This window comes from Vreelandella mediterranea (assembly GCF_970647075.1).
This window is the reverse complement of sequence record NZ_OZ310198.1, coordinates 164060-186060: the sequence shown is the minus strand read 5'-3', so window position 1 is coordinate 186060 and position 22001 is coordinate 164060. Positions and strand designations below refer to the sequence as shown.

The 22001-nt window shown below is 59.3% G+C and carries 16 protein-coding genes and 4 tRNA genes; 3 read left to right on the top strand and 17 right to left on the bottom strand.

What is annotated here, in order from left to right:
• Nucleotides 1–6 precede the first annotated feature (6 nt).
• The 17 genes from fusA to ACWFVE_RS00775 all read right to left on the bottom strand — a co-directional run bounded on the left by fusA (nt 7) and on the right by ACWFVE_RS00775 (nt 18134).
• Nucleotides 7–2130 (bottom strand): elongation factor G, encoded by a 2124-nt coding sequence (fusA, locus tag ACWFVE_RS00855; RefSeq protein ID WP_447527417.1) that lies wholly within the window; start codon nt 2128–2130, stop codon nt 7–9.
• 160 nt (nt 2131–2290) lie between these two features.
• On the bottom strand, nt 2291–2761 hold the full coding sequence (gene rpsG, locus ACWFVE_RS00850; protein WP_447527416.1) for a 30S ribosomal protein S7: 471 nt from the start codon (nt 2759–2761) through the stop codon (nt 2291–2293).
• Between the two features lie 116 nt (nt 2762–2877).
• On the bottom strand, nt 2878–3252 hold the full coding sequence (rpsL, locus tag ACWFVE_RS00845; protein WP_447527415.1) for a 30S ribosomal protein S12: 375 nt from the start codon (nt 3250–3252) through the stop codon (nt 2878–2880).
• A 201-nt stretch (nt 3253–3453) separates the two neighbouring features.
• The gene (gene rpoC, locus ACWFVE_RS00840; RefSeq protein WP_447527414.1) at nt 3454–7668 is read right to left on the bottom strand and encodes a DNA-directed RNA polymerase subunit beta'; all 4215 of its coding nucleotides are present in this window, start codon (nt 7666–7668) and stop codon (nt 3454–3456) included.
• 10 nt (nt 7669–7678) lie between these two features.
• The gene (gene rpoB / locus ACWFVE_RS00835) at nt 7679–11755 is read right to left on the bottom strand and encodes a DNA-directed RNA polymerase subunit beta (RefSeq protein WP_447527413.1); all 4077 of its coding nucleotides are present in this window, start codon (nt 11753–11755) and stop codon (nt 7679–7681) included.
• A 330-nt stretch (nt 11756–12085) separates the two neighbouring features.
• Nucleotides 12086–12457: a 50S ribosomal protein L7/L12 gene (gene rplL / locus ACWFVE_RS00830; RefSeq protein ID WP_447527412.1), complete on the bottom strand. Its 372-nt coding sequence runs from the start codon at nt 12455–12457 to the stop codon at nt 12086–12088.
• 99 nt (nt 12458–12556) lie between these two features.
• Nucleotides 12557–13060, bottom strand: a complete 504-nt coding sequence (gene rplJ / locus ACWFVE_RS00825) for a 50S ribosomal protein L10 (protein ID WP_447527411.1) — start codon at nt 13058–13060, stop codon at nt 12557–12559.
• 322 nt (nt 13061–13382) lie between these two features.
• Nucleotides 13383–14075, bottom strand: coding sequence for a 50S ribosomal protein L1 (gene rplA, locus ACWFVE_RS00820; RefSeq protein ID WP_447527410.1), 693 nt, complete (start codon nt 14073–14075; stop codon nt 13383–13385).
• Nucleotides 14076–14077: 2 nt separating this feature from the next.
• Nucleotides 14078–14509 carry a 50S ribosomal protein L11 gene (gene rplK / locus ACWFVE_RS00815; RefSeq protein ID WP_447527409.1) on the bottom strand — a complete coding sequence of 144 codons (432 nt, stop codon included), beginning with the start codon at nt 14507–14509 and terminating at the stop codon, nt 14078–14080.
• Nucleotides 14510–14609: 100 nt separating this feature from the next.
• On the bottom strand, nt 14610–15143 hold the full coding sequence (gene nusG, locus ACWFVE_RS00810) for a transcription termination/antitermination protein NusG (protein ID WP_447527408.1): 534 nt from the start codon (nt 15141–15143) through the stop codon (nt 14610–14612).
• A gap of 8 nt (nt 15144–15151) precedes the next feature.
• Nucleotides 15152–15535 carry a preprotein translocase subunit SecE gene (secE, locus tag ACWFVE_RS00805; protein WP_447527407.1) on the bottom strand — a complete coding sequence of 128 codons (384 nt, stop codon included), beginning with the start codon at nt 15533–15535 and terminating at the stop codon, nt 15152–15154.
• A 73-nt stretch (nt 15536–15608) separates the two neighbouring features.
• Nucleotides 15609–15684, bottom strand: a tRNA-Trp gene (locus tag ACWFVE_RS00800).
• A 149-nt stretch (nt 15685–15833) separates the two neighbouring features.
• A tRNA-Thr gene (locus ACWFVE_RS00795) sits at nt 15834–15908 on the bottom strand.
• A gap of 22 nt (nt 15909–15930) precedes the next feature.
• Nucleotides 15931–16004 (bottom strand) — tRNA-Gly (locus tag ACWFVE_RS00790).
• 94 nt (nt 16005–16098) lie between these two features.
• Nucleotides 16099–16182: transfer RNA gene (locus tag ACWFVE_RS00785), tRNA-Tyr, on the bottom strand.
• A gap of 132 nt (nt 16183–16314) precedes the next feature.
• Entirely contained in the window at nt 16315–17154 is an 840-nt protein-coding gene (locus tag ACWFVE_RS00780) for a type III pantothenate kinase (RefSeq protein ID WP_447527406.1), read from the bottom strand.
• A complete protein-coding gene (locus ACWFVE_RS00775; RefSeq protein ID WP_447527405.1) occupies nt 17151–18134 on the bottom strand; it encodes a biotin--[acetyl-CoA-carboxylase] ligase in 984 nt (327 codons plus the stop codon). The genes ACWFVE_RS00780 and ACWFVE_RS00775 overlap by 4 nt, the downstream gene beginning before the upstream one ends.
• A gap of 163 nt (nt 18135–18297) precedes the next feature.
• On the opposite strand from ACWFVE_RS00775, the gene typA reads away from it, so the two are divergent.
• The 3 genes from typA (at nt 18298) to ACWFVE_RS00760 (ending at nt 21990) form a co-directional block, all read left to right on the top strand.
• Nucleotides 18298–20124 carry a translational GTPase TypA gene (typA, locus tag ACWFVE_RS00770; protein WP_447527404.1) on the top strand — a complete coding sequence of 609 codons (1827 nt, stop codon included), beginning with the start codon at nt 18298–18300 and terminating at the stop codon, nt 20122–20124.
• 308 nt (nt 20125–20432) lie between these two features.
• Nucleotides 20433–21203, top strand: a complete 771-nt coding sequence (locus ACWFVE_RS00765; RefSeq protein WP_447527403.1) for an ABC transporter ATP-binding protein — start codon at nt 20433–20435, stop codon at nt 21201–21203.
• Between the two features lie 49 nt (nt 21204–21252).
• On the top strand, nt 21253–21990 hold the full coding sequence (locus ACWFVE_RS00760; RefSeq protein WP_447527402.1) for an ABC transporter ATP-binding protein: 738 nt from the start codon (nt 21253–21255) through the stop codon (nt 21988–21990).
• Nucleotides 21991–22001: the final 11 nt, after the last annotated feature.

Below are 22001 nucleotides of genomic sequence, written 5' to 3'. Positions count from 1 at the left end.
TAACGGTTAACCGTTTTGGTTGATGACGGCTTCAACGACGCTGTTGGGCGCCTCATCGTACTTCGCGAACTCCATGGAGTAGCTCGCACGGCCCTGGGTCTGAGAGCGTAGATCGGTTGCGTAACCGAACATCTCACCCAGCGGCACCGTTGCACGGATGATCTTACCGGAAGAGGAGTCATCCATGCCCTGCACCAAGCCGCGACGACGGTTCAGGTCGCCCATGACGTCACCCATAAAGTCTTCGGGGGTCACGACCTCGACCTTCATCACCGGCTCCAGCAGCACGGCCTTGGCCTTCCTGGCACCCTCTTTGATCGCCATGGAAGAAGCAATCTTGAACGCAGTCTCGTTAGAGTCCACGTCGTGGTAGGAGCCGTCGAACAGCGTAACCTTGACGTCGATCATCGGGTAGCCCGCGATGACACCATTTTTCAGCTGCTCGTAGGCACCCTTCTCAACCGCAGGGACGTACTCCTTCGGAACCACACCGCCCACGATTTCAGAGACGAATTTGAAGAAGATTTCATCATCGCCTTCGCCTTTCTCTTCAGCAGTCAGCGGCTCGATACGCAGGTAAACGTGACCGAACTGACCACGACCACCGGATTGGCGTACGAACTTGCCTTCCTGCTCGACGCTGCCGCGAATGGTTTCGCGGTAGGCGACCTGCGGCTTACCGATGTTGGCTTCTACCTTGAACTCGCGACGCATACGGTCAACGAGGATGTCCAGGTGAAGCTCGCCCATACCCGAAATGATGGTCTGGCCGGTTTCTTCGTCGGTCTGCACGCGGAAAGAGGGGTCTTCCTGGGCCAGCTTGCCCAGTGCCACACCCATTTTTTCCTGGTCCGGCTTGGATTTCGGCTCAACTGCTACCGAGATAACCGGTTCCGGGAATTCCATGCGCTCGAGCACGATCTTGTGGTCGATATCGCACAGAGTGTCACCCGTGGTGACGTCTTTCAGGCCGATACATGCCGCGATATCGCCGGCACGCACTTCCTTGATCTCTTCACGCGAGTTGGAGTGCATCTGTACGATACGGCCCACACGCTCTTTCTTCGACTTAACGGAGTTGAAGACACCGTCGCCAGAGTTCAGAACGCCCGAGTAAACGCGAATGAAGGTCAACGTACCAACGAAGGGGTCGGTGGCGATTTTGAACGCCAGCGCCGCGAACGGTTGATCATCGTCGGCTTCACGGGTCTCGATGGTGCCGTCTTTGTCGTCCAGCTCACCTTCGATCGGCTTGACTTCGGTGGGTGACGGCATGTATTCGATAACGCCGTCCAGCACCGCCTGTACGCCCTTGTTCTTGAACGCGGAACCACAGGTAACCAGCACGATCTCGTTGGCCAGTGTCCGCGCACGCAGACCCGCCTTGATCTCTTCGATGGACAGCTCGCCCTCTTCGAGGTACTTGTCCATCAGCTCTTCAGAGGCTTCAGCAGCAGACTCGACCATCTCTTCACGATACTTCTCGGCGGTCTCCTGGAGATCGGCCGGGATATCGACGAGGTCGTAGTTCATGCCCTTGTTTTCTTCGTCCCACAGAATCGCTTTCATCTGAATGAGATCGATGACGCCTTTGAAGTCTTCTTCCGTGCCCCAGTTGATCTGGATCGGCACGGCGTTGGCACCCAAACGCTCTTTGAGCTGATCGAGAACCATGAAGAAGTCAGCGCCGGTACGGTCCATCTTGTTGACGAAGACCATGCGCGGAACTTCATACTTGTTGGCTTGGCGCCATACGGTTTCCGTCTGCGGCTGAACGCCGGAGGAACCACACAGAACGACGACCGCACCATCGAGAACACGCAAGGAACGCTCGACTTCGATCGTGAAGTCAACGTGCCCGGGGGTGTCGATGATGTTGATGCGGTGCTCGTCGAACTGCTTGCTCATGCCCTGCCAGAAACAGGTCGTCGCAGCTGAGGTGATAGTGATACCACGCTCCTGCTCCTGCTCCATCCAGTCCATGGTCGCGGCACCGTCGTGCACTTCACCCACTTTGTGGGAGAGGCCGGTGTAGAACAGTACGCGCTCGGTTGTCGTGGTTTTACCCGCGTCAACGTGGGCCACGATACCGATATTGCGATAACGCTTTAGTGGAGTCTTGCGTGCCACGGTGAAACTCCCGTTAGTTGGCGATGCTCGTTAATAAAGCTGCGACTTTTTTTATGCCACCGCCGCCATCAGCGGATAGCGGCGGAGAGTTGCAGCGACGTCACACAGTGTGTGGCGCGCGCAACGGGGCATAAAAAACCCACACTTGGCAGCGCCGAGCTTAGAAACGATAGTGAGAGAAGGCTTTGTTGGCTTCAGCCATACGATGCACGTCTTCACGCTTCTTAACTGCAGAGCCTTTGCCTTCTGCGGCATCCAGCATTTCGCCTGCCAGGCGTTGAACCATCGTTTTCTCACCGCGGCGACGCGCAGCGTCTACCAGCCAGCGCATTGCGAGCGCCTGACGACGTGACGGGCGAACTTCGACCGGCACCTGATAGGTCGCACCACCTACGCGGCGCGACTTGACTTCGACCATCGGCTGAATAGCTTCCAGCGCCTTGTCGAAGATTTCCAGCGGCTCTTCATTACTACGCTCGGCAACCCTGTCCAACGCACCGTATACGATGCGCTCAGCTACGGACTTCTTGCCGCTGGTCATCAGGTGGTTCATGAACTTCGCCAGACGCTCACTTCCGAACTTCGGATCCGGCAGTATTTCGCGTTTGGCTACAACTCTTCTTCTAGGCATGATAAGCCCTCGTTTAAGGATCCTTCAGGTAAACCCGGGGCTTATAGTCGCCTTTCGGCGTCGCCCGACCTTACTCTTATCAGACCAGCAAATTCGTATTAAAGAGACCGCGAGTCTTAGGACTTCGGCTTCTTGGTACCGTACTTGGAACGACCCTGGCGACGATTCTGAACGCCAGAGGTATCAAGGGCGCCACGAACGGTGTGATAACGCACACCGGGCAAATCCTTAACACGACCGCCGCGGATCAGAACGACCGAGTGTTCCTGCAGGTTGTGACCTTCACCACCGATGTAGGAAGCGACTTCGTACCCGTTGGTCAGGCGCACACGGCAAACCTTACGCAGGGCCGAGTTCGGCTTCTTCGGGGTGGTGGTGTAAACGCGCGTACATACGCCGCGCTTTTGCGGACAAGCCTGAAGCGCGGGCACGTCACTTTTGGTGACGGGGCGCTTGCGCGGCTTGCGCACTAGCTGATTAATCGTTGCCATGGTGTTTAGCTGACTCCAATGGTTGCCTTGGCCTTTTTCGTGGTCGCGGGCGCACCCACCCCACTGTTAAAGGCTGCGCATTCTAATGGCTGGCCATGGGTTGCGTCAAGTCTTGCCGGCATTTTCGCCGGCAAGACCGCCGCCCAAAGGCCAGCCGCCTGGTACTTGGCTAACGCCATTCGATGCTGATCAAAGGCTTTCTTAAAGCTCGTCGTCAGTATCGAGAGCGGTTAGCTGTGCACCCAGCTCCTGTTCAACCTCGGTGGCCGAGGGATTGAACTGGCGCTCGACGTCTTCGCGCTTGCGACGACGCTCGGCGTGGTGGGTCAGTCCGGTACCTGCCGGAATCAGACGCCCAACCACCACGTTTTCTTTCAAGCCGCGCAGGTAGTCGCGCTTGCCCGTTACCGCGGCTTCGGTGAGTACCCGCGTGGTTTCCTGGAACGAGGCCGCCGAAATGAACGACTCGGTCGCCAGGCTCGCCTTGGTGATACCCAGCAGCAGGCGGTTGCACTTGGCCGGGAACTTGCCCTCTTTCTCGAGGCGCTCGTTCTGCTCGAGCACGCGTACGAGCTCAGCCTGGTCACCGGTGATGAAGTCGGAATCACCCGAATCGGTGATCTCGACCTTACGCAGCATCTGACGCACGATTACTTCGATGTGCTTGTCGTTGATGCCTACGCCCTGCAAGCGGTAAACATCCTGTACTTCGGCCGTGATGTACTTGGCGAGTTCCGCCACACCCAGAAGACGCAGGATGTCGTGCGGATTGCTCGGGCCATCGGAGATGACTTCGCCCTTCTCGACGGTCTCGCCTTCGAATACCGCGATCTGACGCCATTTCGGAATCAGCGCTTCGAACGCATCGCCGGTTTCCGGGGTAATCGTCAGACGACGCTTGCCCTTGGTCTCTTTACCGAAGCTCACCACACCGCTGATTTCGGCAAGGATCGCGGACTCTTTCGGCTTACGCGCCTCGAACAAGTCAGCAACCCGCGGCAGACCACCGGTGATGTCCTTGTTACCCGACGCTTCGACCGGAATACGGGCCACGACCTCACCGACACCGATGCTCGCGCCGTCGTCGGCGGAGATGATCGAGTTACCCGGCAGCAGGTATTGAACCGGCGTATTGGAGCCGGAAACCGACACGTACTCGCCGGCGGCGTCCTGCAGCATGACCATCGGGCGCTTGTCACGGCCGGCCATCGGGCGTGCCGCAGACTCGATCACCTCGATAGAGGAAAGACCGGTCATTTCGTCGACGGAGCGGTGCATGGTGACACCCTCGTCAAGATCGATGAACTGCGCCTTACCTTCTACTTCGGCCACGATCGGGTGGGTGTGCGGATCCCACTTGGCCACGGTAGCGCCGGCATCGACGACGTCGCCGTCGCGTACCGAAAGCTCGGCACCATAAGGCAGCTTGTAGTACTCGCGCTCACGGCCGTGGTCGTCGGCGACGGCCAGGGCACTGGAGCGTGATACCACGACCAGCTTGCCGTCAGCGCGCTCGACGTGCTTGATGTTGTGCAGGCGTACCTTACCGCCGTGCTTGACCTGAACGCTGTCCACCGCAGATGAACGCGAGGCCGCGCCACCGATGTGGAAGGTACGCATGGTCAGCTGGGTACCCGGCTCACCGATAGACTGCGCGGCGATGACGCCGACGGACTCACCGATGTTGACCTGGTGTCCACGGGCCAGATCGCGGCCGTAGCAGGACGAGCACACACCGTGCGCCGTGTCACAGGTAATCGTCGAACGCACCACGATCTCGTCGACACCCATGGTGTCGAGTGCGGCACACCAGGCTTCGTCGAGCAGGGTGTTGCGCGCAATCAACACTTCCTCGGTGCTCGGGTCGATGACGTCGAGCGCCACGACGCGGCCGAGTACGCGCTGGGAAAGCGGTACGATGATGTCGCCACCCTCGATGATCGGGTGCAGCGTCAGACCGTTCTCGGTGCCACAGTCGGTCTCGGTGATGACCAGATCCTGGGCCACGTCGACCAGGCGGCGCGTCAGGTAACCGGAGTTGGCCGTTTTCAGGGCCGTATCCGCCAGACCTTTACGCGCACCGTGGGTCGAGATGAAGTACTGAAGTACGTTCAGACCTTCACGGAAGTTGGCGACGATCGGCGTTTCGATGATCGAGCCATCCGGCTTGGCCATCAGGCCCCGCATACCGGCGAGCTGACGAATCTGAGCCGCACTACCCCGGGCACCGGAGTCGGCCATGATGAAGACGCTGTTGAACGAGTCCTGCTCGACTTCGTTGCCATCACGGTCGATCACGGTCTCTTTCGAGATACCCGTCATCATCGCCTTGGCCACCTTATCGTTGGCCTTGGACCAGATATCGATGACCTTGTTGTACTTCTCGCCCGCGGTCACAAGACCCGAGGAGAACTGGTCTTCGATCTCTTTGACTTCGGCTTCCGCCGCGTCGACGATCTCGGTCTTGGCGTCCGGGATGACGAAGTCGTTGACGCCGATGGACGCACCGGACCAGGTCGCCAAACGGAAACCGGTGTACATCAGCTGGTCGGCGAAGATGACCGTGGGCTTGAGCCCTGAGCGGCGGTACACCTCGTTGATCAACCCGGAGATCGCCTTCTTCTTCATCGGCTTGTCGATGAGCTCGAAAGGCACGCCTTCGGGCAGAATGCGGTACAGAAGCGCCCGGCCGACGGTAGTGTCGTAGATGGAGCGCTTGTCGCTACGCTCGCCGGTCTCTTCGTCGACGACGACCTCGTCGAGGCGAACCTTGACCCGGGCGTGTAGGGATACGGTTTGGGTACCGAAGGCGCGCTCGACCTCGTTGAGGCCGGAGAACACCATGCCCTCGCCTTTCGCGTTGATCTTCTCGCGGGTCATGTAGTAAAGACCCAGCACCACGTCCTGAGACGGCACGATGATCGGCTCGCCGTTGGCCGGCGACAGCACGTTATTGGTGGCCATCATCAGCGCACGGGCTTCGAGCTGGGCTTCCAGTGTCAGCGGTACGTGAACCGCCATCTGGTCACCGTCGAAGTCGGCGTTGTAGGCGGCACACACCAGCGGGTGCAGCTGGATCGCTTTACCTTCGATCAGAAGCGGCTCGAACGCCTGGATACCCAGACGGTGAAGCGTCGGGGCACGGTTCAAGAGTACCGGGTGTTCGCGGATGACATCGGCCAGGATGTCCCACACTTCCGGAAGCTCACGCTCGACCATCTTCTTCGCGGCCTTGATCGTTGAGGCAAAGCCCAGCGATTGAAGCTTGGAGTAGATGAACGGCTTGAACAGCTCGAGCGCCATTTTCTTCGGCAGACCACACTGGTGCAGGCGCAGCGTCGGACCCACGGTAATCACCGAACGGCCCGAGTAGTCGACGCGCTTACCCAGCAAGTTCTGACGAAAACGACCCTGCTTACCCTTGATCATGTCGGCCAGGGATTTTAGCGGGCGCTTGTTGGAGCCCGTGATCGCCCGACCGCGGCGGCCGTTGTCCAGCAGCGCATCGACCGCTTCTTGAAGCATACGCTTCTCGTTGCGCACGATGATGTCCGGCGCGTTCAGATCGAGCAGACGCTTCAGGCGGTTGTTACGGTTGATCACACGACGATAAAGGTCGTTGAGATCCGAGGTCGCGAAGCGGCCGCCGTCCAGCGGTACCAGCGGACGTAGATCCGGCGGTAGAACGGGCAGCACTTCCATGACCATCCACGCCGGCGCATTGCCGGAGTGGTAGAACGCTTCCAGCAGTTTCAAACGCTTGGAAAGCTTCTTGATCTTGGTTTCAGAGTTGGTCTGCGGAATCTCTTCGCGCAGCGTGTTGATCTCTTCTTCCAGATCGATGTCTTTCAAGAGTTCCTGCACCGCTTCGGCGCCCATACGGGCATCGAAGTCGTCGCCGAACTCTTCGAGCGCCTCGAAGTACTGCTCGTCGTTCAAGAGCTGACCACGCTCGAGGGTGGTCATACCCGGGTCGATGACGACGAAGGATTCGAAATACAGCACGCGCTCGATATCGCGCAGCGTCATGTCCAGGAACATGCCGATGCGTGACGGCAAGGATTTCAAAAACCAGATGTGCGCAACCGGGGATGCCAGCTCGATGTGGCCCATGCGCTCACGGCGCACGGCGGCCTTGGTCACTTCGACGCCGCACTTCTCACAGATGATGCCGCGGTGCTTCATGCGCTTGTACTTGCCGCACAGGCACTCGTAGTCCTTTACCGGGCCAAAGATCTTGGCACAGAACAGCCCGTCGCGCTCGGGCTTGAACGTCCGGTAGTTGATGGTCTCAGGCTTTTTCACCTCGCCAAACGACCAGGAGCGAATCATGTCCGGCGACGCAAGTGTTATCTTGATCGCGTCGAACTCTTCGGACTGAGACTGCGATTTGAGTACTTTCACCAAATCTTTCATTGGACAGCTCCTAGCTCTCTAACTCGATATCGATGCCCAGCGAGCGGATTTCCTTCACGAGTACGTTGAAGGACTCCGGCATGCCTGCCTGCATGGTGTGGTCGCCATCCACGATGTTCTTGTACATCTTGGTGCGGCCCTCGACGTCATCCGACTTGACGGTGAGCATCTCTTGTAGCGTGTACGCGGCGCCGTAAGCTTCCAGCGCCCACACTTCCATTTCACCAAAGCGCTGGCCACCGAACTGCGCTTTACCACCCAGCGGCTGCTGGGTCACCAGCGAGTACGAGCCGGTAGAACGTGCGTGCATCTTGTCGTCGACCAGGTGGTTCAGCTTCAGCATGTACATGTAGCCAACGGTCACCGGACGGTCAAACATGTCGCCGGTACGGCCGTCGTACAGCTTCATCTGGCCCGACTCCGGGATATCTGCAAGCTTCAGCAGATGCTTGATCTCGTGCTCCTTGGCACCGTCGAATACCGGCGTTGCCATCGGGACCCCGCCCTTGAGGTTCTTCGCCAGTGCAATGACTTCTTCGTCACTGAGCGAGTCGATGTCCTCGAGACGGGTACCCGGGGTGTTGTAGACCTGTCCCAGGAAGTCGCGAATCTCGGCAATCTGCTGGCCACGCGCGTCGCGCAGCATCGCGTCGATCTTCACACCCAGTCCGCGTGCGGCCATACCCAAGTGGGTTTCAAGAATCTGACCCACGTTCATACGCGACGGTACACCGAGGGGGTTCAGTACCACGTCGACCGGCTCGCCCTTCTCGTCGAACGGCATGTCTTCGACCGGCATGATCGCGGAGATAACACCCTTGTTACCGTGACGGCCGGCCATTTTGTCGCCCGGCTGAATGCGGCGCTTCACGGCCATGTAGACCTTGACGATTTTCAGAACGCCCGGCGCCAAGTCGTCGCCTTGAGTGAGCTTGCGCTTCTTGTCTTCGAAACGCTCGTCCATCTCCTTGCGGCGGTTCTCGAGCTGCTCGTCGGCCTGGGCCAGCAGTTCGTTGAACGACTCGTCCTGCATGCGCAGCTTGAACCACTGCTGACGCGGAAGCTCTTCCAGGTACGCTTCGTCGAGCACGTCGTCTTTTTTCAGGTTCGGGCCGCCGTTGACCGCCTGGCCGTCCAAGGTACGCTTGAGACGCTCGAAGGTGGCGTCTTCGGCGATACGGTAGGTCTCCTGAAGATCCTTACGCACTTCGTCGAGCTGCATCTGCTCGATGGAGAGTGCGCGCGAGTCTTTTTCGACGCCGTCGCGGGTGAAGACCTGCACGTCGATGACCGTACCCTTCATACCGGTCGGGGCGCGCAGCGAGGTGTCCTTAACGTCGGACGCCTTCTCGCCGAAGATGGCACGTAGCAGCTTTTCCTCCGGCGTCAGCTGGGTTTCCCCTTTGGGCGTAACCTTACCGCACAGAATGTCACCCGGGCCGACTTCGGCACCGATGTAGACCACGCCGGCCTCGTCCAGCTTGCCAAGCGCCGATTCGCCGACGTTGGGAATGTCCGAGGTGATCTCTTCCGGGCCGAGCTTGGTGTCGCGGGACACACAGGTCAGCTCTTGGATGTGGATCGTCGTGAAACGGTCTTCCTGGACGGCCCGCTCGGAGAGCAGGATGGAGTCCTCGAAGTTGTAGCCGTTCCAGGGCATGAACGCGATGCGCATGTTCTGACCCAAGGCCAGATCACCCATGTCCACGGACGGGCCGTCGGCGAGAATGTCGCCGCGCGCTACGTCGTCGCCGGGGCGAACGATCGGGCGCTGGTTCATGCAGGTGTTCTGGTTGGAGCGCGTGTACTTGGTCAGGTTGTAGATATCAACGCCGGCTTCACCGCCGATGATTTCATCTTCATTGACCCGTACCACGACGCGACGTGCGTCGACGGAATCGATCACGCCGCCACGACGCGCCACGGCGCAAACGCCGGAGTCCCGCGCCACGAAGCGCTCCATACCGGTACCGACGAGCGGCTTGTCGGCGCGCAGTGTCGGAACGGCCTGACGCTGCATGTTCGCACCCATCAAGGCGCGGTTGGCGTCATCGTGCTCCAAAAACGGAATCAGGGCCGCGGCCACCGATACGACCTGACGCGGAGAAACGTCCATCAAGGTCACCTGCTCGGGACGCATGAAGGTGGTTTCGCCACGGTGACGGACCTGTACCAGGTCATCACTAAGCTGACCGGCTTCATTGACCGCCGCCGACGCCTGGGCGATAACGAAGTCGCCCTCTTCGATGGCCGACAGGTGAACGATATCGTCGGTGACCTGACCTGAGTTGACCTTACGGTACGGTGTCTCGAGGAAGCCGTAGCTGTTGGTATGGCTGTAGGTCGCCAGCGAGTTGATCAAGCCGATGTTCGGGCCTTCCGGCGTTTCGATCGGGCATAGACGGCCGTAGTGCGTGGCGTGTACGTCACGTACTTCGAAACCGGCACGCTCACGGGTCAGACCACCCGGGCCGAGGGCGGATACACGACGCTTGTGCGTGACCTCGGAGAGCGGGTTGTTCTGGTCCATGAACTGGGAAAGCTGGCTCGAGCCAAAGAACTCTTTCACCGCCGCCGCGACCGGCTTGGCGTTGATCAGATCCTGAGGCATCAGGCCTTCGCTTTCCGCCATGGAAAGACGCTCTTTGACCGCGCGCTCGACGCGCACCAGACCGACACGGAACTGGTTCTCGGCCATTTCGCCTACGCAGCGAATACGGCGGTTACCCAAGTGGTCGATGTCGTCGACGTCGCCAAAGCCGTTACGAATGTTGATCAGCTCGCGCAGCACGTCGAGGATATCGGTACGGTCCAGTACGCCAGCACCGGTGTCGGCATCGCGACGCAGGCGGCGGTTGAACTTCATGCGGCCGACACCGGACAGATCGTAACGGTCTTCGGTGAAGAACAGGTTGTGGAACAGCGTCTCGGCAGCTTCCTTGGTAGGCGGCTCGCCGGGGCGCATCATGCGGTAGATCTCAACGAGGGCCTCGAGCTGCGAACCGGTGGTGTCGAGCTTCAAGGTATCGGAGATGAACGAACCGCAGTCCAGATCGTTGGTGTAGAGCGTTTCGACGTGCGTAATGCCGCCCTGCGCCATACGCTCGAGGACTTCTGGAGTGATTTCGCTGTTGCAGTTGACGATCAACTCGCCGGTCTTGGCATCGACCTGGTCTTTCGCCAGAGTCTTGCCATAGAGATACTCCATCGGCACTTCCAGACGCTCGAGGCCGGCTTTTTCAAGCTGACGAATATGCTTCTGGGTGATCCGACGGCCCTCTTCGACGATGATCTCGCCGTTACCGTCCTTGATGTCGAACGTAGCGGTGTCACCCCGCAGGCGCGACGGAACGAGCTCCACGGAGAAACCGGATTTCTCGATGTGGAACTTGCTGGTCTCGAAGAACTCGTCGAGGATCTCTTCGGTGCTCATGCCAAGCGCACGCATCAGTACCGAGGCCGGCAGCTTCCGACGACGGTCGATACGCACGAACACGTTGTCTTTCGGGTCGAACTCGAAGTCGAGCCAGGAGCCACGGTAAGGAATCACGCGCGCTGAATAGAGCAGCTTGCCCGACGAGTGGCTCTTGCCTTTATCGTGGTCGAAAAACACACCGGGTGAGCGGTGGAGCTGGGAGACGATTACCCGCTCGGTACCGTTGATGACGAAGGTACCGTTCTCGGTCATCAGGGGGATTTCCCCCATGTAGACTTCTTGCTCTTTGATATCTTTGATGGCTTTATTGGAAGAGTCGCGATCGTAAATGATCAAGCGAACCTTCACGCGCAGCGGCGCCGAGTAGGTAACACCGCGCAGCTGGCACTCTTTTACATCGAATGCCGGCGTGCCGAAACGGTAGCTGACATACTCGAGTGCGGCGTTGCCAGAAAAGCTCTCGATTGGAAACACGGACTTAAACGCCGCATTCAGACCGACCTCGTGACGCTCATCAGGCGAACGGTCCTGCTGGAGAAAGTCGTAGTAGGAATCAAGCTGGATCGCCAGCAAGTAAGGCACATCCATCACTTGGGGCAGTTTGCCGAAATCCTTGCGGATGCGTTTTTTCTCAGTATATGAGTAAGCCATCTGTATTCCCCAGCTTGTTCACCATGGGTGGCCGATGCGTGGTCATCTGCCCCGCGGGCGTTTCAGACGCAGACAGCAAGCTCCTAAATCGGTAGCTCGCCGTCAAAAATCTTGATAGATAACAGTGTTATCGGACGCTCATTAAGGTATAAAAACCTTGAATGCCGATACCAAACACCGGTCTTACTGTTGTTACTGCCCTCAGGCAGCCCTTCTGCATAACACGATGCATCCAATGATGCCAGTTACAACAGAAAAAGGCCGGCAGCGGGAGTTGCCCGCCGCCAGCCGTGGAAGCTTACGCTAAGCGTAAAGCCGCCGGCACAAGAATTACTTGAGCTCGACGGATGCGCCCGCTTCTTCCAGCTTGGTCTTCGCTGCTTCTGCGTCGTCCTTGGACATGCCTTCTTTCAGCGTGGCCGGCGCGCCGTCAACGGCACCCTTGGCTTCTTTCAGGCCAAGACCGGTGATTTCACGAACGGCTTTGATGACGTTAACTTTCTTGTCACCAGCAGAGGTCAGAACCAGGTCGAATTCAGTCTGCTCTTCTTCAGCAGCTGCTTCGCCGCCGCCCGGGCCCGCGACAACGGCTGCCGCTGCGGATACGCCGAACTTCTCTTCCATTGCTTCGATCAGCTCAGCGACTTCCATTACGGACATGTCGGCTACAGCATTGATGATATCGTCTTTGGACAGTGCCATTGTTTCATTCCTAACTTTGCGGGAGTCTGTAGACTCAGGTTTCATTGCTCGGTTCAGGCAGTCAGGCCACAAGGCCTGGGATGCCGGCAGAGAAGTGCCTTAAGCGGCTTCTTCCTGCTTCTGGTCGCGCAGCGCGGCCAGAGTACGAACCAGCTTGCCAGCAGAGGCTTCTTTCATGACCGACATCAACTTGGCAATCGCCTCGTCGTAGGTCGGGAGGGTTGCCAGACGGTCAATGTCGGCAGCCGGGATCAGCTCACCTTCGTAGGCCAGCGCCTTGACTTCGAAGTTCTGCTCGGTTTTGGAAAACTCCTTGAACAAACGAGCGGCAGCGCCCGGATGATCGGTGGAGAAAGCCAACAGAGTCGGACCAACAAAGCTCTCGTTCAGGCACTCCCACTGAGTGCCCTCGAGGGCGCGGCGTGCCAGCGTGTTGCGCACAACACGAATCTGGACGCCATTCTCGCGCGCTTGCTTGCGCAGGTCGGTCATTTTGCCAACCGTTACGCCGCGAGAATCGGCAACTACGACGGAGAGTGCGTCCTTGGCCGCTTCACTCACCTCGGCAACAATCGCTTTCTTGCCTTCAAGTGCTAGTGGCACAGTGATCACTCCTTCGTGCCGGACCTCAAAGGTCCGGTGGTTACCATCTCTTTTAGGGTCAAATGCACCCTAAAAGCCTTGGGGATGGTGCTCACCAGAAAAGCGTCGCTCAAAAAAGCATCAACCAACTGGCGGCCACACCATCTGCGCAGGCGCTCTTAAGCGATTAAGCCAGCCCGGAAAACCGGGGGTGGCACCTGCGGTCTTTGACGGTGCTCTGCCTGGCGTACCGGGCAGAGGACCGCAAAGTTCTTGCTTAACTCTTTCTTTACCGTTCTTGCTTCATCGGGCACTTGGCCCGCCATCCACCGAACCGCTTCGTTTATACGTAGCTGGAATGGTCGATGGTGACACCCGGGCCCATGGTGGTGGACAGTGTCATTTTCTTCAAGTAAACACCTTTGGAGGTGCTCGGCTTGAGGCGCTTAAGGTCGGCGACCAGCGCTTCCAGATTGCCCTGTACCGCGGAGGCGTCAAAATCGATTTTACCCAGCGTGGTGTGGATAATACCGTTTTTGTCGGTACGGAAACGTACCTGGCCGGCCTTGGCATTTTTAACGGCCGTGGCGACGTCCGGGGTCACGGTGCCGACTTTCGGGTTCGGCATCAGGCCACGCGGGCCAAGGATTTGACCGAGCTGACCGACAACGCGCATGGCGTCCGGCGAGGCGATGACGACGTCAAAGTCCATCACGCCTTTTTTGACCTGCTCGGCGAGCTCATCCATACCCACGATGTCGGCGCCGGCTTCTTTAGCGGCGTCGGCGTTGGCGCCCTGGGTGAAGACGGCTACGCGCACGTCTTTACCGGTACCGTTAGGCATAACGGTGGCACCACGAACGACCTGGTCGGATTTACGCGGATCAACACCCAGGTTGATCGCAACGTCGACGGACTCTTTGAACTTCACGGTAGAAAGCTCGGAGAGAAGCGCAACCGCTTCTTCCAGGGAGTACGCTTTTTTGGCGTCTACTTTTTCACGAATGATCTTCGCGCGCTTGGATAGTTTAGCCATGATCAGAGACCCTCCACGTTTAGGCCCATGCTACGAGCGCTACCAGCGATCGTGCGTACCGCGGCGTCAAGATCGGACGCGGTCATGTCCGGCTCTTTGGTTTTGGCGATCTCTTCAAGCTGCTCGCGCGTCACGGTGCCGACTTTTTGCTTGTTCGGCTCGCCGGAACCGGACTTGATGCCCGCTGCTTTTTTCAGCAGAACGGCGGCCGGCGGCGTTTTAGTGACGAACGTGAAACTACGGTCAGAGTAGACCGTGATCACGACCGGCGTCGGCAGACCCGGCTCGATGTCCTGGGTTTCTGCGTTGAACGCCTTACAGAATTCCATGATGTTCACGCCGTGCTGACCCAGCGCAGGGCCCACGGGGGGACTCGGATTGGCTTTACCTGCAGCGACCTGCAGTTTGATATAAGCCTGTACTTTCTTGGCCATGCTTATTACTCCAATTGGGTGATAACGCCTTGCGGCTCCCCGGGGTTAGCAGGGGCTTACCCTGCACGAAACAACTTGTCTGTCTTTACTCTTTCTTTACTTACTCTTTCTCGACCTGGGAGAACTCGAGCTCCACAGGCGTAGCACGCCCGAAGATCAGCACGCTGACCTGCAGGCGGCTCTTTTCGTAGTTCACTTCTTCAACGACACCGTTGAAGTCGGCAAACGGGCCATCGGTCACGCGGACCGACTGACCGGGCTCGAACATTGTCTTGGGGCGCGGCTTATCGGTGCCGTCTTTGACGCGGTGCAAAATAGCGTCGGCTTCACGCGTGGTGATCGGCGCAGGCTTCTCTTTGGTTCCACCGATAAAGCCCATCACGCGGGGCGTTTCGTTCACCAGGTGCCAGGTTTCGTCGACCATTTCCATTTCGACCAGCACGTAGCCCGGGTAGAACTTGCGCTCGCTCTTACGGCGCTTGCCGTCGCGCATCTCGACCACTTCTTCCGTCGGCACCAGAATTTCGCCAAAGCGGTCTTCCATGCCGTACATTTTCACCCGCTCAAGGAGCGAGCGCATCACGTGCTTTTCAAAGCCGGAATAGGCGTGGACGACGTACCAACGTTTGGACATGCAAACTCCTAACCAATGACGCCGGACATTGCCCAGCCAAGAAGAGTGTCAATCAACCAGAGCATCAGACCGACGACCAGTACGGCCACCAGCACGATGGCGGTGGTCTGAATGGTTTCGGGCCGAGTTGGCCATACAACGCGCTGAATCTCTTTCTTAGCGCTTACCGCAAGCTCTACCAATGCGCGCCCCTTGGTGGTGGTCAACGCAATCAAGCCGGCCGCGGCGCACAGAAGCACCACGCCCAGCACACGATAGAGCAACGCGATATCAGCAAAATAGACATTACCGACGACTGCAACGACAAGCAGCGCCACGACCGCCGCCCACTTGAGCCCGTCATGACGCGACTGTTGCACCTCTGCGCCATGTTTTACGGAACTAGGCTTCATAAAAACGAGACTCCTCAGGGTGCAGCGAGCGATCTGGAATTCTGGATAAAAGACGTACCAACCTGGGGAAGGTTGGCAGGCCAGGAGGGACTCGAACCCCCAACCTGCGGTTTTGGAGACCGCTGCTCTGCCAATTGAGCCACTGGCCTGTATCATGGTGTGCGTCGGCACACCTACGCTACAGCGGGCGCCATAATAGCCAAGAAACCACTATCTGACAACCCTTACACTTCGCCTACCGCATAAGCCGCGGTGACAAAGACAAAAAAAGCGAGCAATGCCCGCTTTTTTCATAATATGGAGCTCATGGACGGAATTGAACCGTCGACCTCACCCTTACCAAGGGTGTGCTCTACCCCTGAGCTACATGAGCACAATCACAGCAAACGCTAAACTGGAGCGGGTGGCGGGAATCGAACCCGCACCATCAGCTTGGAAGGCTGAGGTTCTACCATTGAACTACACCCGCTTGACTATCAAAGAATCAAAAACCGGCAAGCTCAACCGTATACATGCCTTGCGGCCTTTAACCCCAGACAACGCAAAAGCCGTTGCCGTAAAACTGGTGGAGAGGGAAGGATTCGAACCTTCGAAGCTTTCGCGGCAGATTTACAGTCTGCTCCCTTTGGCCACTCGGGAACCTCTCCATCTGTGGCGGCACATTATGCCAGCCTCCAAAACAGTGTCAAGCCAGATATTTACTTAATTTATCATGGCTTTTCAGGATAACCTGTCGCGCTTTCACGCTGACCTGCTGCCTTGGAACGCGCTGCATTCTGTCAAAGCAGCATGGAAAATGCAAGCGCCGCGCGAATTTTTTCAAGCGCAACGGGCTCGGGCACCCTCGGCGCACCGGCCATTTTACCGGCGCGCTCAGCGAAGGTCAGCGGAAAGCTCGCCTCCAGCCCGCCGTACACCATGTCTGGCCACACTGCGTGAGGGACCCGCACCCCGCGCGACACCACCCGAGCATCGCCGCCGGTGAGCAGCATCGGAAGCGCCACGCCCTGCTGGTCGCACACCTCGCTGTAAATACGATTGATCGCACTGACCGCTGCCATGTAGATACCGTGATTCACCGCATCCACCGTGCGCCGGCCAGGCTCCAGCAGCGCATCGGCTTCGCTATCCGGGTCGATGGCCACGTTGCGCGTGCCCAGTTTCAGGCTCTCTTTCATCAGGCGAAGACCCGGCACGATGAAGCCCCCTAAATGCACGCCGCCGGGCAGCACGAAGTCGATGGTGATGGCGCTGCCGCAATCCACCACGCAGCAGCCCCCGGCCAGCTGGTAGCCGGCCAGTGCGCCCATCCAACGATCTACCCCGAGCCTGCTCGGCTCCTCATAGCCGTTGACCACGCCCAGCGACTCCGGCAACGACCGGGCGACATGGACCTGGCGCACCTGGCGGCGCAGCAGTTTGACGGTATCGCCCAGCACCGCCGCTCGCGCCACGCTCGAAATACGTACCGCCTCGACGACGTCGAGATCCGGAATGTCCGCACCGGGGCGCCACTCTTCCCGAGTCCATACCGCCCCGCGGGAGCGTATTTCGCTGCTGGCCGCATCTTTTAGGCGCCACTTGGAGAGCGTATTGCCAATATCCAGATCTAAAATCATAAGCGCCTGCGTACGCTGATCTCACCGCCGGACAAACGCCGCGGCTGGCCGTCTTCGGTGACCCAAAGGTTGCCGCTCTCGTCTACATCCCCGGCCACCGCTTCGCTTTCGCCCGCGCCCTGGAGTACGCGAACGCTCAAGCCCGCGTAGGCGTGGCGCGCGTTCCATGCATCGCGCCACACCCCAAAGCCACTCTCCTCGAACTCGGCCAGCATGGCCAAAAGTCCGGCGATCACCTCGGCGGCCAGCTGGTTGCGCGAGAGGTCCGGCTTTTCGTCGAAAAGCGCCGCCACCGGCTGGCCGATGCTCTCGCGAAGGCTCTCGGGCAGCGACAGATTCATGCCCATGCCGATCACGGCCTCGCAGGGGCCAGCGGCGTCGCCGGTCACCTCGATCAAAATACCCGCCAGCTTGCCCAGTTCGCGGCCCTGCTCGGCCAACAGGATATCGTTGGGCCACTTGAGTTTAGGCGCCACGCCATGGCGCTCGAGCACCTGGCAGACGACCACCCCCACCGCCAGGCTCAGCCCTTCGAGCGAGGCCACCCCGGCTTCGAAGCGCCAGCCCAGCGACATCATCAAACTCTGCCCCCAGGGCGTGGTCCACACGCGACCGCGGCGACCGCGCCCGGCGGTTTGCAGCTCGACCAGGCACACCTCGCCGTGGCCGGCGCCCTGATCGAAGCGCGCGCGCAAGTACTCGTTACTCGAGGGGAGCTGGTCTTCGACGAACAGCCGCGCCAGCAGGTGGCGCGCCTCGGCGGGTAGCTTTGCCACCACTTGCTGGCCTTCCAGCGGCTCCAGCGGGTGGGCCAATCGATACCCGCGCCCTTTCACGGCGACGAGTTCCACCCCCATGGCCTCCAGCTTTTTAAGCTGTTTCCACACCGCGGCGCGGGAAACGCCCAGCGCCTCGCCGAGCGCTTCACCGGAATGGACCTCGCCATCGCTTAACAAACGCATCAGGTTACCGATGGTCATGTCCTTGCCCCAGTTGGGAAAACGCCTATCTTACCGGAAGCGCCATAGCGGCGAAAACTGCCGCCTTTGGGTTATTGACTTGACCCTTTATTTAAGACAGCGCTGGTAGTAAGGCCTACCCAGACCCTATAATGCCGCCCTATTTTTCCAGCAGGATCGCGTCGTGATCGAGAATCTTCGTAACATTGCCATTATCGCCCACGTTGACCACGGTAAGACTACCCTGGTCGATAAACTCCTGAGCCAGTCTGGCACCCTCGACCGCAAGGCCGAAGGCCAGGAACGTATCATGGACTCCAACGACCAGGAGAAGGAGCGCGGCATCACCATCCTGGCCAAGAACACCGCTATTCGGTGGCAGGATGGTGAGGGCAAGGACTACCACATCAACATCGTGGACACCCCCGGACACGCCGATTTCGGTGGCGAGGTCGAGCGCGTGATGTCGATGGTCGACTCGGTACTGCTGTTGGTCGACGCCGTCGACGGCCCGATGCCGCAAACCCGCTTCGTGACCCAGAAAGCCTTCGCCCAGGGTCTGAAGCCGATCGTCGTGGTCAACAAGATCGACCGCCCCGGCGCGCGTCCTGATTGGGTCATCGACCAGATTTTCGATCTGTTCGACAACCTGGGCGCTTCCGACGAGCAGCTCGACTTCCCGATCATCTACTGCTCCGCGCTCAACGGCATTGCGGGCATGGAGCCGGACGCCCTCGAAGAGAACATGGACCCCATGTTCAAATCGATCGTCAACATCGTCGAGCCGCCCAAGGTCGAACTCGACGGCCCCTTCCAGATGCAGATCTCGGCGCTGGACTACAACAGCTATGTTGGCGTTATCGGCCTTGGCCGCATCAAGCGCGGCAGCGTGAAGCCTGGCCAGCAGATCAGCGTCATCACCAAGGAAGGCAATACCCGTAAGGGTAAGATTGGCCAGGTAATGACCCACCTGGGCCTGGATCGCGTTCAGACCGACGAAGCCACCGCCGGCGACATCGTCTGCATCACCGGCATCGAAGACCTGGCGATCTCCGATACGCTTTGTGACTCGAGCGCCGTCGAGGCGCTGCCGGCGCTGACCGTCGACGAGCCGACCGTCTCCATGACCTTCCAGGTCAACGACTCGCCCTTCGCCGGTAAAGACGGCAAGTACGTCACCAGCCGTAACATTCGCGACCGCCTCGACCAGGAGCTGATCCACAACGTGGCGCTGCGGGTCGAGCAGGGCGAAACGCCGGAGAAGTTCAAGGTCTCCGGGCGCGGCGAGCTGCACTTGTCGGTACTCATCGAGTCCATGCGTCGTGAAGGTTTCGAGCTGGCCGTGGGCCGCCCGGAAGTCATCATCAAGGAGATCGACGGCGAGAAGCAGGAGCCCTACGAAGAAGTCATCATCGACTGCGAAGAGCAGCACCAGGGCGCGATCATGGAAGAGCTCGGCTACCGCAAGGGCGAGCTTTCCAACATGAACCCGGATGGCAAGGGCCGTGTACGCCTGGACTTCATCATTCCGGCGCGCGGCTTGATCGGCTTCCGTGGTCAGTTTTTGACGCTGACCTCCGGCACCGGCATTCTGACCAGCCGTTTCGATCACTACGGCCCGCTCAAGCCGGATGCGTCCATCGAGCGTCGCAACGGCGTGCTGGTCTCCATGGTCGGCGGTAAGGCGCTCTCCTACGCGCTTTACACCCTGCAGGAGCGCGGCAAGCTGATCATCGACCACGCCACCGAAGTGTACGAAGGCATGCTGATCGGCATCAACAACCGGGCCAACGACATGGTCGTCAACCCGACCAAGGGCAAGAAGCTCGATAACATGCGCTCCACCGGTAACGACGAGAACATCGTGCTGACGCCGCCGATCAAGTTCACCCTGGAGCAGGCGATCGAATTCCTCGACTCCGACGAGTTGGTAGAAGTGACGCCGTCGCACATCCGTCTGCGCAAGAAGCACCTGACCGAGAACGAGCGTAAGCGCGCCGGCAAGAAATAAGCCCGCCGCCCGCATCAAAAGCCCGCCATCGCGCGGGCTTTTTTGTGCGCGCAGGTTCGCGCACTAGCATGTCTGCCGGACGGCTTCGCTTGACCGGGTTAACGCAGCCTAAACGCAAAGGGGCTGGAAAGCGGGGCGAATCTATCGCAGAGTAGACCTCGAAGCGCGCCACGAGAACGCGTGCACACTACAATTCATACAGCCGTTTGGTTCGCGATGCGACGCGGCGCCCGGACAGGGACCCTCCTTCACATGAGCCGTTGCCAAAGTGTATCGGGGGCGCTTGCCTTGCCAGGCATGAGGACACCATGACCCCCATTATCGAAGTACAAAACGTCAATAAAGCCTTCGGTGGGCTCCACGTCATCAACGATTGCTCGATTCACGTCGAGAAAGGCTCGATTACCGGCATGATCGGCCCCAATGGGGCGGGTAAATCGACGCTTTTCAACCTGATCGCGGGCTCGCTGATCCCGGATAGCGGCCGCATTCTGCTCGAAGGCGAGGAGATCACCCGGCTTTCCGCCGACGCGCGCTTTCACAAGGGGCTTTTGCGTACCTTTCAGATCGCTCACGAATTCAGCCAGATGAGCGCGCTGGAAAACCTGATGATGGTGCCGCCGAATCAGGCCGGAGAAAGCCTTTTCAACACCTGGTTCAAGCCTTCGCTCGTGCGCGAGCAAGAGGCCGAGGTCCGCCGCCGGGCGCTGGAGGTGATCGATTTCGTTGGCCTGCATCACGTGCGCAACGAACTGGCGGGCAATCTTTCCGGCGGGCAGAAAAAGCTTTTGGAGCTGGGCCGCACCATGATGACCGACGCCAAAGTGGTGCTGCTCGACGAGATCGCCGCCGGCGTCAACCGCACGCTGCTGGGCGAGCTGATGGGCAACATCGAGCGATTGAACCGGGAAATGGGCTACACCTTTTTGGTCATCGAGCACGACATGGACATGATCGCAAGACTCTGCGACCCGGTCATCGTGCTCGCCCAGGGCAGCGTCATGGTGGAAGGCTCCATCGAAGAAATTCAGAACAACCCCGAGGTGATCGAGGCCTATTTCGGCACCGACGCCGCGTAAAAAAACACGCCTCGTACAACAACCACTACTACGTCGAGACACGTTGACCATGTCGATTGATGCGTCACCCAACGCTGCGCCGACGCCGCTACTGCGCGCCCGCGACGTGCACGGCGGCTACGGCAGCATGAACATTCTGAACGGGGTCGAAATGACCCTTTACGCCGATGAAATCGGCGTGATCGTCGGCCCCAACGGCGCCGGCAAGTCCACCATGCTCAAAGCAGTATTCGGCCTTTTGAACGTCAACCAGGGCGACATTTTGCTCAACGGCGAGCCGATCCAAAACCTGCCCCCCAACCAGCTGGTCAAGCGCGGCATGGGCTTCGTCCCCCAGGAGAACAACGTCTTCCCGAGTCTGTCGGTGAAAGAGAACCTGGAGATGGGCGCGTATTTGAAGCCACACAACGTCAAGCGCATGCTCGAACAGGTGTATGAGTTCTTTCCGCCGCTCAAGGACAAGCGCCGCCAGCCCGCCGGCGAGCTCTCCGGCGGGCAGCGCCAAATGGTCGCCATGGGCCGGGCGCTGATGGCCGAACCCACGCTCTTGTTGCTCGACGAGCCCACCGCCGGGCTCTCGCCGCTTTACATGAACGAGATCTTCGACCGGGTGAAAAAGATCAACGCCGCCGGCGTGGGTATTCTCATGGTCGAGCAGAACGCCAGGCAAGCGTTGGCGATTGCCGACAAGGGTTTCGTGCTGGCCGCCGGCCAGAACCGTTTTACCGATACGGGTGCGGCGCTGCTCGCTGACCCGGATGTCGCCAAAAGCTTTTTGGGCGGCTAGCCCGGGGGAGA